The organism is Enterobacter cloacae complex sp. 2024EL-00227, from assembly GCF_043945315.1.
Classification (GTDB): domain Bacteria; phylum Pseudomonadota; class Gammaproteobacteria; order Enterobacterales; family Enterobacteriaceae; genus Enterobacter; species Enterobacter roggenkampii.
This window is the reverse complement of record NZ_JBIMQP010000024.1, coordinates 1-13,127: the sequence shown is the minus strand read 5'-3', so window position 1 is coordinate 13,127 and position 13,127 is coordinate 1. Positions and strand designations below refer to the sequence as shown.

The 13,127-nt window shown below is 50.3% G+C and carries 14 protein-coding genes; 10 read left to right on the top strand and 4 right to left on the bottom strand.

Annotated elements, in window-relative coordinates:
- The first annotated feature begins 105 nt into the window (after positions 1 to 105).
- The 7 genes from pcoA (at position 106) to pcoE (ending at position 6,955) form a co-directional block, all read left to right on the top strand.
- Positions 106 to 1,923 carry a multicopper oxidase PcoA gene (gene pcoA / locus ACHH0Z_RS23630; protein ID WP_000925242.1) on the top strand — a complete coding sequence of 606 codons (1,818 nt, stop codon included), beginning with the start codon at positions 106 to 108 and terminating at the stop codon, positions 1,921 to 1,923.
- A gap of 5 nt (positions 1,924 to 1,928) precedes the next feature.
- Positions 1,929 to 2,819: a copper resistance outer membrane transporter PcoB gene (gene pcoB / locus ACHH0Z_RS23625; RefSeq protein WP_074133539.1), complete on the top strand. Its 891-nt coding sequence runs from the start codon at positions 1,929 to 1,931 to the stop codon at positions 2,817 to 2,819.
- Between the two features lie 39 nt (positions 2,820 to 2,858).
- Positions 2,859 to 3,239, top strand: coding sequence for a copper resistance system metallochaperone PcoC (gene pcoC, locus ACHH0Z_RS23620; protein WP_000025662.1), 381 nt, complete (start codon positions 2,859 to 2,861; stop codon positions 3,237 to 3,239).
- 55 nt (positions 3,240 to 3,294) lie between these two features.
- The gene (gene pcoD / locus ACHH0Z_RS23615) at positions 3,295 to 4,173 is read left to right on the top strand and encodes a copper resistance inner membrane protein PcoD (RefSeq protein ID WP_229692861.1); all 879 of its coding nucleotides are present in this window, start codon (positions 3,295 to 3,297) and stop codon (positions 4,171 to 4,173) included.
- Between the two features lie 54 nt (positions 4,174 to 4,227).
- Positions 4,228 to 4,908, top strand: a complete 681-nt coding sequence (pcoR, locus tag ACHH0Z_RS23610) for a copper response regulator transcription factor PcoR (protein WP_045409010.1) — start codon at positions 4,228 to 4,230, stop codon at positions 4,906 to 4,908.
- Positions 4,905 to 6,305: a copper resistance membrane spanning protein PcoS gene (pcoS, locus tag ACHH0Z_RS23605; RefSeq protein ID WP_002436614.1), complete on the top strand. Its 1,401-nt coding sequence runs from the start codon at positions 4,905 to 4,907 to the stop codon at positions 6,303 to 6,305. Before pcoR ends, pcoS begins: the two co-directional genes overlap by 4 nt.
- 215 nt (positions 6,306 to 6,520) lie before the next feature.
- Positions 6,521 to 6,955, top strand: coding sequence for a copper resistance system metallochaperone PcoE (gene pcoE, locus ACHH0Z_RS23600; RefSeq protein WP_045409006.1), 435 nt, complete (start codon positions 6,521 to 6,523; stop codon positions 6,953 to 6,955).
- Between the two features lie 222 nt (positions 6,956 to 7,177).
- On the opposite strand, the gene ACHH0Z_RS23595 is transcribed toward pcoE, so the two are convergent.
- Entirely contained in the window at positions 7,178 to 7,474 is a 297-nt protein-coding gene (locus ACHH0Z_RS23595) for a type II toxin-antitoxin system RelE/ParE family toxin (RefSeq protein ID WP_015572038.1), read from the bottom strand.
- Complete coding sequence (locus ACHH0Z_RS23590) at positions 7,461 to 7,721, bottom strand: type II toxin-antitoxin system ParD family antitoxin (RefSeq protein ID WP_015572037.1); 261 nt, start codon at positions 7,719 to 7,721, stop codon at positions 7,461 to 7,463. Before ACHH0Z_RS23590 ends, ACHH0Z_RS23595 begins: the two co-directional genes overlap by 14 nt.
- 141 nt (positions 7,722 to 7,862) lie before the next feature.
- Here ACHH0Z_RS23590 and ACHH0Z_RS23585 point away from each other — a divergent pair, with 141 nt between their 5' ends.
- The 3 genes from ACHH0Z_RS23585 to ACHH0Z_RS23575 all read left to right on the top strand — a co-directional run bounded on the left by ACHH0Z_RS23585 (position 7,863) and on the right by ACHH0Z_RS23575 (position 9,863).
- Positions 7,863 to 8,387 (top strand): hypothetical protein, encoded by a 525-nt coding sequence (locus tag ACHH0Z_RS23585; protein ID WP_015572036.1) that lies wholly within the window; start codon positions 7,863 to 7,865, stop codon positions 8,385 to 8,387.
- A gap of 367 nt (positions 8,388 to 8,754) precedes the next feature.
- Positions 8,755 to 9,525, top strand: coding sequence for a TraX family protein (locus tag ACHH0Z_RS23580; protein WP_032670855.1), 771 nt, complete (start codon positions 8,755 to 8,757; stop codon positions 9,523 to 9,525).
- A gap of 14 nt (positions 9,526 to 9,539) precedes the next feature.
- Positions 9,540 to 9,863: a hypothetical protein gene (locus ACHH0Z_RS23575; protein ID WP_015572034.1), complete on the top strand. Its 324-nt coding sequence runs from the start codon at positions 9,540 to 9,542 to the stop codon at positions 9,861 to 9,863.
- On the opposite strand, the gene ACHH0Z_RS23570 is transcribed toward ACHH0Z_RS23575, so the two are convergent.
- Positions 9,841 to 10,644, bottom strand: a complete 804-nt coding sequence (locus tag ACHH0Z_RS23570; protein WP_032670854.1) for a DUF4225 domain-containing protein — start codon at positions 10,642 to 10,644, stop codon at positions 9,841 to 9,843. The two genes, ACHH0Z_RS23575 and ACHH0Z_RS23570, sit on opposite strands and share 23 nt — an antisense overlap.
- Before the next feature lie 889 nt (positions 10,645 to 11,533).
- Positions 11,534 to 12,547 (bottom strand): plasmid replication initiator RepA, encoded by a 1,014-nt coding sequence (gene repA, locus ACHH0Z_RS23565; RefSeq protein ID WP_045409001.1) that lies wholly within the window; start codon positions 12,545 to 12,547, stop codon positions 11,534 to 11,536.
- Positions 12,548 to 13,127: the final 580 nt, after the last annotated feature.

The following is a 13,127-nucleotide window of genomic DNA, read 5'->3' as shown; positions in this document are numbered from 1 at the left end:
TAAGGTGTGCTAGATTCATTTCATTGTAAGTGGATGAACCAGTAATTTAATTTAAATCGGTTCTCGAATTCTGTCAGTAACCATACTTTAAATAAGGGAATGCGCATGCTGTTGAAAACGTCTCGACGAACTTTCCTGAAGGGGTTAACCCTCTCTGGCGTAGCCGGAAGTCTTGGCGTATGGAGTTTCAATGCGCGTTCCAGTCTGAGCCTGCCAGTTGCCGCATCCCTGCAGGGTACTCAGTTTGACCTGACCATTGGTGAAACGGCCGTCAATATCACGGGCAGTGAGCGTCAGGCCAAAACAATCAATGGAGGCCTGCCGGGGCCCGTTCTTCGCTGGAAAGAAGGTGACACCATTACCCTGAAGGTCAAAAACCGTCTTAATGAACAGACGTCCATTCACTGGCACGGCATTATTCTTCCGGCCAATATGGATGGTGTTCCGGGGCTGAGTTTTATGGGCATAGAGCCTGATGATACCTACGTTTACACCTTTAAGGTTAAGCAGAACGGGACTTACTGGTACCACAGCCATTCCGGTCTGCAGGAACAGGAGGGGGTATACGGTGCCATTATCATCGATGCCAGGGAGCCAGAACCGTTTGCTTACGATCGTGAGCATGTGGTCATGTTGTCTGACTGGACCGATGAAAATCCTCACAGCCTGCTGAAAAAATTAAAAAAACAGTCGGATTACTACAATTTCAATAAACCAACCGTTGGCTCTTTTTTCCGCGACGTGAATACCAGGGGGCTGTCAGCCACCATTGCCGATCGGAAAATGTGGGCTGAAATGAAAATGAATCCGACTGACCTCGCGGATGTCAGTGGCTACACCTACACCTATCTCATGAACGGGCAGGCCCCGCTGAAAAACTGGACCGGACTGTTCCGTCCCGGTGAAAAGATACGCTTACGGTTTATCAACGGCTCGGCAATGACCTATTTCGATATCCGTATCCCCGGGCTGAAAATGACGGTCGTGGCTGCAGATGGCCAGTATGTAAACCCGGTTACCGTTGACGAATTCAGGATTGCCGTTGCCGAAACCTATGATGTCATTGTGGAGCCTCAGGGTGAGGCCTATACCATCTTCGCACAATCCATGGACAGGACCGGTTACGCTCGAGGGACACTGGCCACGAGAGAGGGGTTAAGTGCTGCCGTTCCCCCCCTCGATCCCCGTCCTCTGTTGACCATGGAAGATATGGGTATGGGGGGAATGGGACATGATATGGCAGGAATGGACCACAGCCAGATGGGAGGCATGGATAACAGCGGAGAGATGATGTCTATGGACGGTGCTGACCTTCCGGATAGCGGGACATCCTCCGCGCCCATGGATCACAGCAGCATGGCCGGTATGGATCATTCCCGGATGGCCGGAATGCCGGGTATGCAAAGTCATCCTGCGTCAGAAACGGATAACCCACTGGTTGATATGCAGGCGATGAGCGTCTCTCCGAAATTAAATGATCCGGGTATTGGTCTTCGAAATAACGGAAGAAAGGTTCTCACGTACGCGGATTTGAAAAGCCGCTTTGAGGATCCTGACGGACGTGAACCTGGCCGTACCATAGAACTGCATTTAACCGGCCACATGGAAAAGTTTGCCTGGTCATTTAACGGAATCAAGTTTTCAGATGCCGCACCGGTGCTGCTGAAATACGGTGAGCGGCTCAGGATCACGCTGATCAACGATACCATGATGACTCACCCCATTCACCTGCATGGTATGTGGAGCGATCTGGAAGATGAAAACGGTAATTTCATGGTTCGTAAACACACAATAGATGTTCCCCCTGGTACAAAACGCAGTTACAGAGTGACAGCAGATGCGCTTGGCCGCTGGGCGTATCACTGCCATTTGCTCTATCACATGGAAATGGGAATGTTTCGTGAAGTCCGGGTGGAGGAATGATGCGAATGAAGAGAAATTTGAAGGCCATACCTGTTCTGGTCGCCGGTTTGTTTACCTCACCGCTTTCTATTGCGGCGGGCTCCGTCTCTGCAGATCCCCACGCCGGGCACGACATGTCTGCCATGCAGATGCCAGCAGATGAGAATTTCACTGAGATGACGTCAATGGAGCCCATTGTAACTGAGAGCAGAACGCCAATTCCGCCTGTTACCGATGCCGACCGGAAGGCTGCATTCGGCAATTTACAGGGGCATGCGATTCACGACAGTGCGATTAATTATCTGGTTCTGCTGGATCAACTGGAATGGCAACGGTCGGATAACACCAACAATTTCAGCTGGAGTGTTAACAGCTGGATTGGAGGCGACACAGATCGGATTTGGCTAAAGAGTGAAGGTGAACGAAGCAATGGGGAAACGGAGGCGGCTGAAGCGCAGTTACTCTGGGGACATGCGGTTGGCCCATGGTGGGATTTGGTTGCGGGTGTCAGGCAGGATTTCAGACCTGCTTCTGCCCGGACCTGGGCTGCTGTCGGTTTTCAGGGGCTGGCACTCTATAATTTTGAGTCTGAAATTACGGGTTTTGTCAGTAATGGCGGAAAAGCAGCCCTTCGTCTGGGAGGAGAATACGACGTTTTACTGACTAACCGGCTCATACTCCAGCCATCCTATGAGGTGAATTTCTACAGTCAGGATGATGAATCGCGGGGTCGCGGCAGGGGACTGACTGACACAGAGCTGGGGCTCCGGCTGCGCTATGAAATACGCCGTGAGTTTGCACCCTATATAGGCGTTTCCTGGAATCAACTTTACGGGAAAACATCCGATATGGCGAAAAGAGAAGGTGAGAAAGACCATCAGGTAGTATTCCTGGCGGGAGCCAGAATCTGGTTTTAACGCACTGATATAAAACACTCAACTAAACAGGTAAATAAAATGTCGATTTTAAATAAAGCCATTCTTACAGGTGGCCTCGTTATGGGCGTTGCTTTCTCTGCTATGGCCCATCCGGAATTAAAAAGCTCTGTGCCACAGGCTGATTCAGCCGTAGCGGCCCCGGAAAAGATTCAGCTTAATTTCTCGGAAAATCTGACCGTGAAATTCTCAGGTGCAAAATTAACGATGACGGGTATGAAAGGCATGTCATCACATTCTCCGATGCCGGTCGCGGCAAAAGTGGCGCCAGGCGCTGACCCTAAATCGATGGTCATTATTCCGCGAGAGCCTTTACCCGCTGGCACTTATCGTGTTGACTGGCGCGCGGTTTCTTCAGATACGCACCCTATTACCGGTAATTACACCTTTACAGTGAAGTAATATTATGAACGACCTGATTATGATTGTTATTCGTTTTCTTCTTTATCTGGATTTGATGGTAATATTTGGATTGCCATTTTTTCAGATATATGGAATAAGCGGTGTCAGACATGAAACCTATAACCTGACTAATTTCAGGTCGTTTATAACCTTTGCTGTTGTTACAGGCATCATTCTTACTGGCATTAATATGCTCCTGGTATCTAATGCCATGAGTGGAGTAACTGACCTCAGAGAATTATCCATCCATGTTATCGAGATGGTGATAGAAGAAACTGATGTGGGTATTAGCTGGATTGTCAGGCTCTGTGCCCTGTTTACCACACTCGGTGCTTTGTTCCTTTACACTAATAAGAGAGTATTGTCCTGCCTGCTGATGACGATGAGTGGGGGCGTGGCGCTGGCTACACTTGCCTGGGGAGGACACGCCGTTATGCATGACGGTCTGCATTACTATCTCCATTTACTGAGCGATCTGACCCATCTCGGCGCTGCAGGTGCCTGGACAGGTGCTCTGGTTGCATTTGCTATCCTGCTGATGCGCAGAAACGAGCATAATGCACAGAGCGTCATTGTGATATCTGACTCCCTGGCAAAATTTGCCACGGCAGGAACGGTGATTGTTGTAGCCCTGATCCTGAGTGCGCTGGTCAACTATCTGTATATTGCTGAGGGTAACTTAACTCCCTTATTCAACAGTTCCTGGGGGAGGATATTGCTTGCCAAGACGGCTCTGTTTGTTCTGATGCTTCTTCTGGCTGCAGCAAACCGGTTTCACCTGGGTCCCCGGCTTGAAGTTATGGTCAGGGAAGGGAATTATGATCGCAGCGTTGCCCTGATGCGAAACAGCATCCTGACAGAATTCGTTGTTGCGATTATCATTCTGGGCGCCGTAGCGTGGCTCGGAATGCTTGCTCCGTCTCAGGTCAGCTAGGGGACAGCCAAAGCTCATGCGTGAGATTTTTACTTTCATATCAGCGAGTTGACCATGCAGCGTATTTTAATCGTTGAAGACGAACAAAAAACAGGTCGTTACCTGCAGCAGGGACTGGTTGAGGAAGGCTATCAGGTCGATCTCTTTAATAATGGCCGCGATGGTCTCGGGGCCGCGTCGAAGGGACAGTATGATTTGATAATACTGGACGTGATGCTGCCTTTCCTCGACGGGTGGCAAATCATCAGCGCACTGAGGGAGTCCGGGCACGAAGAACCGGTCCTGTTTTTAACCGCAAAGGACAACGTGCGGGACAAAGTGAAAGGACTGGAGCTTGGCGCAGATGACTACCTGATTAAGCCCTTTGATTTTACGGAGCTGGTTGCACGTGTAAGAACCCTGCTGCGCCGGGCACGCTCGCAGGCCGCAACAGTCTGCACCATCGCCGATATGACCGTTGATATGGTGCGCCGGACCGTGATCCGTTCGGGGAAGAAGATCCATCTCACCGGTAAAGAATACGTTCTGCTTGAGTTGCTGCTGCAACGCACCGGAGAAGTGTTACCCAGGAGTCTTATCTCGTCCCTGGTCTGGAACATGAATTTTGACAGTGATACGAATGTGATTGATGTCGCCGTGAGACGTCTGAGAAGTAAAATTGATGATGACTTTGAGCCAAAACTGATCCATACCGTTCGCGGTGCCGGATATGTCCTGGAGATCAGAGAAGAGTGAGGTTCAAAATTTCCCTGACCACACGCCTGAGCCTGATTTTTTCTGCGGTGATGCTTACGGTATGGTGGTTATCAAGTTTTATCCTGATTAGCACCCTTAATGGCTATTTCGATAATCAGGACCGCGATTTTCTGACAGGTAAACTTCAGCTCACCGAAGAGTTTCTTAAAACAGAGACGTTCCGGAACAAAACGGATATTAAGTCATTATCAGAAAAAATAAACGATGCGATGGTAGGGCACAATGGTTTATTCATTTCTATAAAAAACATGGAAAATGAAAAAATTGTTGAACTCTATGCCAAAAATTCTGTTGTTCCAGCGGTCCTGCTTAATAAGTCGGGTGATATTCTCGACTATATGATCCAGACGGAAGAAAATAACACCGTGTACCGCAGTATCTCGCGGCGGGTTGCCGTGACGCCGGAACAGGGTAAAAGCAAACATGTCATCATTACGGTTGCCACGGATACTGGGTATCACACCCTGTTTATGGACAAACTCAGTACCTGGCTGTTCTGGTTCAATATCGGTCTGGTCTTTATTTCTGTTTTTCTGGGCTGGCTGACCACACGTATTGGTCTGAAACCGTTACGGGAAATGACCAGTCTGGCTTCCTCCATGACTGTACACAGCCTGGATCAGCGTCTAAATCCCGATCTGGCTCCGCCGGAAATCTCTGAGACCATGCAGGAGTTCAATAATATGTTTGATCGCCTGGAGGGGGCATTCCGGAAACTGTCAGATTTCTCGTCTGACATCGCGCATGAGCTGCGCACACCAGTCAGTAATCTGATGATGCAGACGCAGTTTGCACTGGCTAAGGAAAGGGATGTTTCGCATTACCGCGAAATTTTATTCGCTAACCTGGAAGAACTGAAAAGGTTGTCACGAATGACCAGTGACATGCTTTTTCTGGCACGTTCAGAGCATGGTCTGCTGCGGCTGGATAAACATGATGTGGATCTGGCAGCCGAACTGAATGAATTACGTGAGTTGTTCGAGCCCCTGGCAGACGAAACAGGAAAGACAATCACGGTTGAAGGAGAGGGCGTTGTTGCCGGAGACAGCGATATGCTCCGACGTGCTTTCAGTAACCTGCTTTCCAATGCAATCAAGTATTCTCCCGATAACACCTGTACAGCGATACACCTTGAGCGTGACAGTGACTGTGTGAACGTGATGATTACGAATACGATGTCCGGCCAGGTTCCCGCTAATCTGGAACGTTTGTTTGACCGGTTCTATCGCGCAGACTCATCAAGGTTCTACAACACGGAAGGCGCGGGGCTGGGATTATCAATTACAAGGTCGATCATTCATGCTCACGGCGGCGAGCTGTCAGCAGAACAGCAGGGGCGGGAAATTGTGTTCAGTGTGCGTCTGTTAATGGATTAATACCGTTATTCAGGAGAAACCCGGAAGGTGACAAAAATGTCATCGTTCAGTCACGCGATAAACAGAGGCGGTTTTTTATAATCAGCCATAAATCAGGACAGCGTGATAATTCAATCGCCCGGTTCCTGGCGTGATGATCAACCAGCCCTGAGATCAAATGCTTTCTCTGTTATAAGCATTGATTGTTCGGGTATGAAAACACCGGAGACCCAACCATGAAAAAGATTCTCGTATCATTTGTTGCCATTATGGCTGTCGCTTCATCCGCCATGGCTGCAGAGACAATGAACATGCATGACCAGGTAAATAATGCACAGGCTCCTGCCCATCAGATGCAGTCATCTGCTGAAAAAAGCGCAGTTCAGGGAGACAGCATGACAATGATGGATATGAGCAGTCACGATCAGGCCGCAATGTCCCATGACATGATGCAAAACGGCAATTCTGCTGCCCATCAGGACATGGCTGAAATGCATAACAAAATGATGAAATCCAAGCCAGAAGCTTCTAACGAAACAGCAAAATCATTTTCCGAAATGAACGAGCATGAGAAAGCCGCTGTTGTGCATGAGAAGGCGAATAATGGTCAATCTTCCGTTATTCATCAGCAGCAGGCTGAAAAGCATCGCAGCCAGATCACGCAGAATTAACCCGCAGCTCCACTTGTCAGACCCTCATTTAACGCCGAAGTCACTGGCTTACGCTCCCAATCGGGAGCGTTTTTTTAAACCAAATGAAAGATTATGTCTGTGTATGATTAATCGTAGTCTGCGGCCTGTTATGAACTAAATGAACGACGGACTAAATTTAACATAAGATAGATTACACGAACTAAGTAATTGATTTTTATGTATTTAAAGTTTCTTGCCCGATTATATCCAGGGTTCATGCCGTGCCGTATCCTGAGACTGGCTGAGAATACGTATGACCGTAACCACCGAATGCGATGGCACAAAATAGATCATGTGCTGTTCCACCGGCAACGAGCAGATATTGTCTCCCAGCTCAGCGCGATGCGTGCCGATGTCATGCATGGCCAGCACGTTAAAAACCGCTGCTATACGGCTGATATACGCATCCGCCTGAACAATCCCGAACTGTCGGAAGCTGTAGCCCCAGATTGCTTCCAGATCTTCTTCTGCTTTGGGTGTCAGCTCAATCTCTTTCATTTGCCACCCTGGCCCTGACATTATTCAGGAATGCATCCTTGTTCCATGGTTTCGCCTCGCCGCTGCTGATGCCTTCGGCCAGCAGATCGCGCAGTTCCTGAAGGCGGGATTCAGCCTGCTTCTCTCGCAGAAGACGCAGCGCATCTCGCATGACCTCGCTCTGGGTACGGTAATCACCAGCCTTAACCAGGGAATCGATAAATTCGCGCAGCTCATCACCCACGTCCACCGTCATCGTACGGGCCATAACCCCTCCGTTTCATTATGTAAGATTTGTTCTTACATCAGTATATCATTTTAGCATCAGGCTTCCATGCTCAGTGATCGAGACTATGGACTGCATTTATGAGATCAACAGGGATGCGAAATCAAATAGATATCTAATAGAATGCTGAGTTGTAGCCTTAAGCGAGAACTGGAAATGAAATTAACAGAAAATCGGGTAGATACACTCATCGATACCCTGAACGACCTGATCTGCGATGAGCAAAGCATTACTCGCGAACAGCGAGAAAATTTAATTAAAACGGTTGCCACACTGGGTGGGCTTAAGGAGCGACTACGGCTCATTTCTGCGGAGAAAGAAGCCAGACAGATCGCTAAAAACGAGAAGGTAAAGAAACCGCGCGAACCGGACCTGGTGTTTCCCCGTACTGGAAAGCCGTGGCTGCCAGAGGATCTCGATGTTATCCATTCCATTATCGACGATATACCTGATGACAGAATTGATGATCACATCCTGTGGCTTTCAAAACAGCAAGGGCGCACCCCCTATGCTGTCGCACTGAAGATTGTTGGTGTAGGAAGAATGGATGATGAGTGGGCGAAAGCCTGGAAACCCGCGGCAAAATCGCTTCGAGAAGATTATGCAAAGCTTCATCCTGCTCAATCTTCGGATATCAGCCAGGAATAATCGGTTTTAGGTTGAGATGTATATTAAGTTATTTTGCAGCAGCATGTTTTATAATTATAAAAATCTTTCCATGCAAAATATGGTAAAATAATAAGCAATTGCACTCCTTAAACTAAATATATCAATATATTTGCCGATATATGTAGTAAGGAAGGGAGTGTTATGAACGATTTTCATATTTTAAATATCTGTATTCAGAATAAAGATGTGGCAGGTGCAATGCGCGTGCTGCGTGATAAATCAGAATTTGCGGTGCGCAAGATTCTGGAGAAACTAAAGGTCAGGGTCACATCGCAAACTGGCAGGGCATTCTGGCATTATGTTCAGGGCTGGCTGTTAACCGCGTGTCGCCAGGGGAATATACAGCATGAATCATTCAGTACCCAACGTTCTTCCCAGTATCCGGAACGCGTGCCAGCTCAGTCCCGCTGCTCTCGATATGGTCAAGCTCCTCGCACTTCTGGCCATGATTATCGACCACACCAATACGGTGTTTCTGTCGCCAGCCTGGCCGATGATGTATGCGCTTGGCCGGATGGCCTTCCCCCTGTTCACGCTTATATGGGCGATGAACGTACAGCGCACCCCGGAACGACTTCAGAAGAGAGCCAATCGGTTGTGGATCTGGGCAATCATTACGCAGCCGGTGTTCAGCCTGGCCTTCCTGCATCACCAGCCCTGGTGGGCCCTGAACATTCTGTTCGTATTTGCCGGCGTCACGCAGCTGCTTGCCCTGCAGTACCGGCACGGCCGGAAAGGAATGCTTGCGGGATATCTGATCCTGGCCCTAATGATTTGGCCACTGGAGCCGGAAAGCTACGGGCTGGCAGGAATTACGCTGGCCATCAGTATGGCAACCTTATCAGGCAGTGGCATGCCCGGAGGGAAGCGAATGGCGGTCGCTGGCGTCGTGCTGTCACTGATTTGTTTAAACGGGTTGTCGCATATCCCGAACCTGCCCGCAGAAACATTATTACTGGCCACGCTGCCTACTCTGGTATTCCCCCTGGTGGTGGTTTCTTTCTGCAGGGAAATCTGTCCGGAAGGCCGCCAGCGTTTCATGCCGCGTAATTTCTTTTACTATGCTTACGCTGGTCACCTGGGGATTATTGTTCTGATACAGTATACTTTCGCCTGATTAGGGAGGACGTAATGGCTATCAGTGAGAAAGACCTGCTTGAGGCAGGTTTCAGCAAGAGCGAAGTGGATAACTTACAGGGCCGACTTGCAGCAGGCGGAGGCACCATGCAGCATCTCATCGAAGCGCTCTCACGGCGCTTCCGGGTGTCGGCATGGATCACGGTCGCGCTGGTTCTGGTTATGCTGGTCACCCTCATCGCCGGCAGCCGGACACACATTCTTTCCGGGGGCATGAGCTCCCTTGTTGTCCTTATCATTGCCTGGGTGACCTTTCCACCTGCGCTGGGCTGGAAAGCTTTCCGCCTGCAGAAAACTATTTCCCGGAAGGCTCAATAGTCAGCAAATCAAGCGCCACTTTGGCTTTAACCCCCCATCCCGCAATTTTAAGCGCCATCGCGGGACGTGGCGTGCTGGATACTTTCCTGAAAAAATCGGGCCTGGTCCAGTACCACAGCCGTTGTGCTTCGGGTTTCAGCCTCAGGCCATACGCACCGTAGACTTCACTGAAAAGTGTGACCGTCTTATAGGTTCCCAGACCCTGCTGCCGGCTGAATCCCAGAAATTCAGCGATCTCCATCGAGCCGTCAGCGAAAATACCTTCCGTCTGCTTATCTCCGAGGAAGTTGTGCGCGGCTTCCCGTGAAATCGTATTGAATCCATTTACGACAATCACCGCGCCGGCCACCACGCCCACCGGCGTCATCGAAGACATCATGACGATCCCACCAAAAATGGCCGCACCGGCCACCACGACGTCGACCGCAGAAATGATGTAGCCCACAATTTTGTTCTCGTCCCGGACAACCTTCACCTCGGCATAGAGTTTTGCATAGCCGGTTTTGAGCGATCGGGACTGCTCCAGCAGGCTGGCATTTTCAGCCCGTAAGGCCCGCAGACAGGCCATACAGTCATCATCCGTTTTTGCCCGGCGCGCGGCTTCAAACTGGGTCATGATGAATGCTCTGATCTCATCCACAAATTGAATCCGGATAAAACCATCCTGAAGGTGCATGGCCGCCACCGTGTTGGCCGTATTCACCAGCTTCCGGGCCTCCAGGTTGATCATGGTTTCCGCCCAGGCACGGGGATTCTGGCCGGGTAAAAGCAACGTGTCCATTTTATCGCCTCGCTTATCTGTTTCTGAAAGCATATTCCCGAAACGATTTTTGACAACAAAAAATGGGCATGCAGTCCTGCAGAACTCACCGATGCCGCATCGCGGCATGGAGGCGCCAGCTGAGGCCAGACAGGGCGAGAATGTTGATGGGCGCCGTGACCGGCCTAAGCCGCTGCGGTTTGAAAGGTTCTGCCTGTCCCATCCCTTACCCTGCAAAGCCATATCCGTTAACCGCCACGCCTGATTGTGATGTGCGCGGTCGGAGTGAGCACGTCGAGGCCACAGGCCGCTGACGGGCTGTATCTCCGCGTTAGCGCCGTGAGGCGCTTACGAGCGTGTACAGTGAGCTTACCGCGACTCAAACTGCAGCGGCTCTGATTTCTAGTTACAACATCCCTCTTAAAGCGAGGGGGTTCCGGCCCTTTGGGCCGGGGCGGCGTCGGTTTAGCAGGGGTTAGGTATGTATGCGGTGCCGGGTTCTGGCCAGAAAGGGGCCCGGCGCTTGCGACGGGAGGTACTTTTGATTTTGTTCTGAGCGTGAGGCCGTGAGGCCGCTGCATGCGAAGGCATTTTTCGTTATCCACAGAGTGACTGCAGACAAAGATCTACTCTGGAATGAAATGAACAGAGAGATAAAAACGGTGAAGTAAGACTGTTTTGCGGAATGTCTTTTATTCGTTTCCGGGTTACTTCACTTATTCGTTTGCGGATTTCTGTGTAAAAAAAAGAGACAGTGGCCACTGGGGGCCATAACGACAAGCAGAACGTCATGGTGACCGGAAGGAGAACGGAGTGAAGGTTGAAAAATGAGCAGAGTGGCCGAAAAAAACCAGCACGAAAAGCCCCAGTGAGGGGCCCGTAAACAAGAAGACTGTTGTGTCGTCTGTGACTAGTCCAGGGGAGAAAGCGCCAGATCCAGCTGGTAAAGATGCTGGATGGCCAGAGCCTTCAGGCGCTCAGATGTGCACCAGTACGCTTCGTCAGGCGGGAGGGTGCGGTAAATCCATTCAGACATTGCATGGAGTCGTTCATCTGCCGGCAGCTTAATCAGATTGTTGGCACGTTTACGCTCCGCGCCTTTTTTGCGGCGGTAAACGAGTGCCTCCCGACGCTTACGGCCAGACCAGCATTTCCGCGCAGAGTGGGCCTGAACATCATCATGTTCGCTCATCACTCCTTCCCGGATCAGCTGCTCACGCTCGGCGCTCTGACGGAGCTTCTTCTCCTGCTCTTTAAACAGCTTGTCCATATCGACGCCCAGCATCTGGAATCCCACGGGGGTTATATAGACATACGTTGGCAACCAGGTGCGGGATTCACGATCCCAGGCGCGTTCTTCTGCGAGGCCCAGAACGCCAAACCGTACCTGTTCCTCAATAAGCCGTGAAAGGCGTGACACCGTCACCTCCGTTTCAGGAATGACATTGCCTTTTGCGTCCTTTGCACTGAGTTCTTTTGCAAGACGGGAGATACACATGCCGACGGTATGCTTGCCGGCATCACAGAAGCTGATGAGCACTGGCCAGAGCGCATCGAGCAGGCGCTGACGTTCCGGACGGAAGCCATATTTACGTCCCGCCTTACGGCGGCCGGCGACATAGAGAGGGTGACGAGAAACATGCATGCGCAGGCTGACCTGCCCAGTTTCTTTGTCTTTTTTCACCAGGCGATTGTAGGCATGACCGAGCTGTCCGGAGAGCTTTTTATAATGCTCCGGGCGATACCAGGCCGGGTTCTCACATTTGGCTTTTGTGGAATGCTCACCGCGTTTGCGGCGGGTCAGTTTTTTGACCGGTGCAATGAGGAAATTACCCTGAGTGCCGGCATCGACATCCTGGCAGAAACGGGTTAGCTCATCTTTCGGTAGATCTGACCAGTGAACAGAAATCTGATTGTCATTCACGGCGGCCTGTTCTTATGGCGGCCGGGTGTTGTGTTATGTGGTGCATGCGTTATAATCCTTCACAGGCCACGCGCCTGCTTTTGGACCCCCTGATATCTGTGTCTTCCGCCAAGATGATGACAGATGTCGGGGGGTTTGTGCATTCAGGCTCCGGGAAATCCCGTTACCTGCTCCTGAACGTTTTACTGGACACGTCCTGTCCCTGTCTGTTTCCGGAAGTCCGCATTTCTTCCGTAAAACCATCTTTTGCCACCCGCCTGCCTCACCACAAAGCAGTCAAACCGTCAGTTTGAGTTAGGACACAAAAGTAATCTGAATCAACAATCTGTCCCACCACAAGACGATCGCTGACGATCCGAATACTACCTTCTCATCAGTAACTTTTCCAGATGTTAGACCAGATAACAATCCATAGTTTTCATGCTAATTGTCCGGATGAGACTGCTAGCAAGCATCTGGATTGGCCCCTATATTTCCATACACTTTTTATCACTTAACCCATTACTGGTTCGCCGCCGCAGATATTCCCGTGGCGAACGATACCCCAGTGCACTATGCGGATGCCATTCGTTGTAATGTT

Coding starts and splice junctions, on each gene's coding strand:
- pcoA (WP_000925242.1), top strand. CDS start 106: ATGCTGTTGAAAACGTCTCGACGAACTTTCCTGAAGGGGTTAACCCTC.
- pcoB (WP_074133539.1), top strand. CDS start 1,929: ATGAAGAGAAATTTGAAGGCCATACCTGTTCTGGTCGCCGGTTTGTTT.
- pcoC (WP_000025662.1), top strand. CDS start 2,859: ATGTCGATTTTAAATAAAGCCATTCTTACAGGTGGCCTCGTTATGGGC.
- pcoD (WP_229692861.1), top strand. CDS start 3,295: ATGGTAATATTTGGATTGCCATTTTTTCAGATATATGGAATAAGCGGT.
- pcoR (WP_045409010.1), top strand. CDS start 4,228: ATGCAGCGTATTTTAATCGTTGAAGACGAACAAAAAACAGGTCGTTAC.
- pcoE (WP_045409006.1), top strand. CDS start 6,521: ATGAAAAAGATTCTCGTATCATTTGTTGCCATTATGGCTGTCGCTTCA.
- ACHH0Z_RS23595 (WP_015572038.1), bottom strand. CDS start 7,474: ATGAAAGAGATTGAGCTGACACCCAAAGCAGAAGAAGATCTGGAAGCA.
- ACHH0Z_RS23590 (WP_015572037.1), bottom strand. CDS start 7,721: ATGGCCCGTACGATGACGGTGGACGTGGGTGATGAGCTGCGCGAATTT.
- ACHH0Z_RS23585 (WP_015572036.1), top strand. CDS start 7,863: ATGCTGAGTTGTAGCCTTAAGCGAGAACTGGAAATGAAATTAACAGAA.
- ACHH0Z_RS23580 (WP_032670855.1), top strand. CDS start 8,755: ATGAATCATTCAGTACCCAACGTTCTTCCCAGTATCCGGAACGCGTGC.
- ACHH0Z_RS23575 (WP_015572034.1), top strand. CDS start 9,540: ATGGCTATCAGTGAGAAAGACCTGCTTGAGGCAGGTTTCAGCAAGAGC.
- ACHH0Z_RS23570 (WP_032670854.1), bottom strand. CDS start 10,644: ATGGACACGTTGCTTTTACCCGGCCAGAATCCCCGTGCCTGGGCGGAA.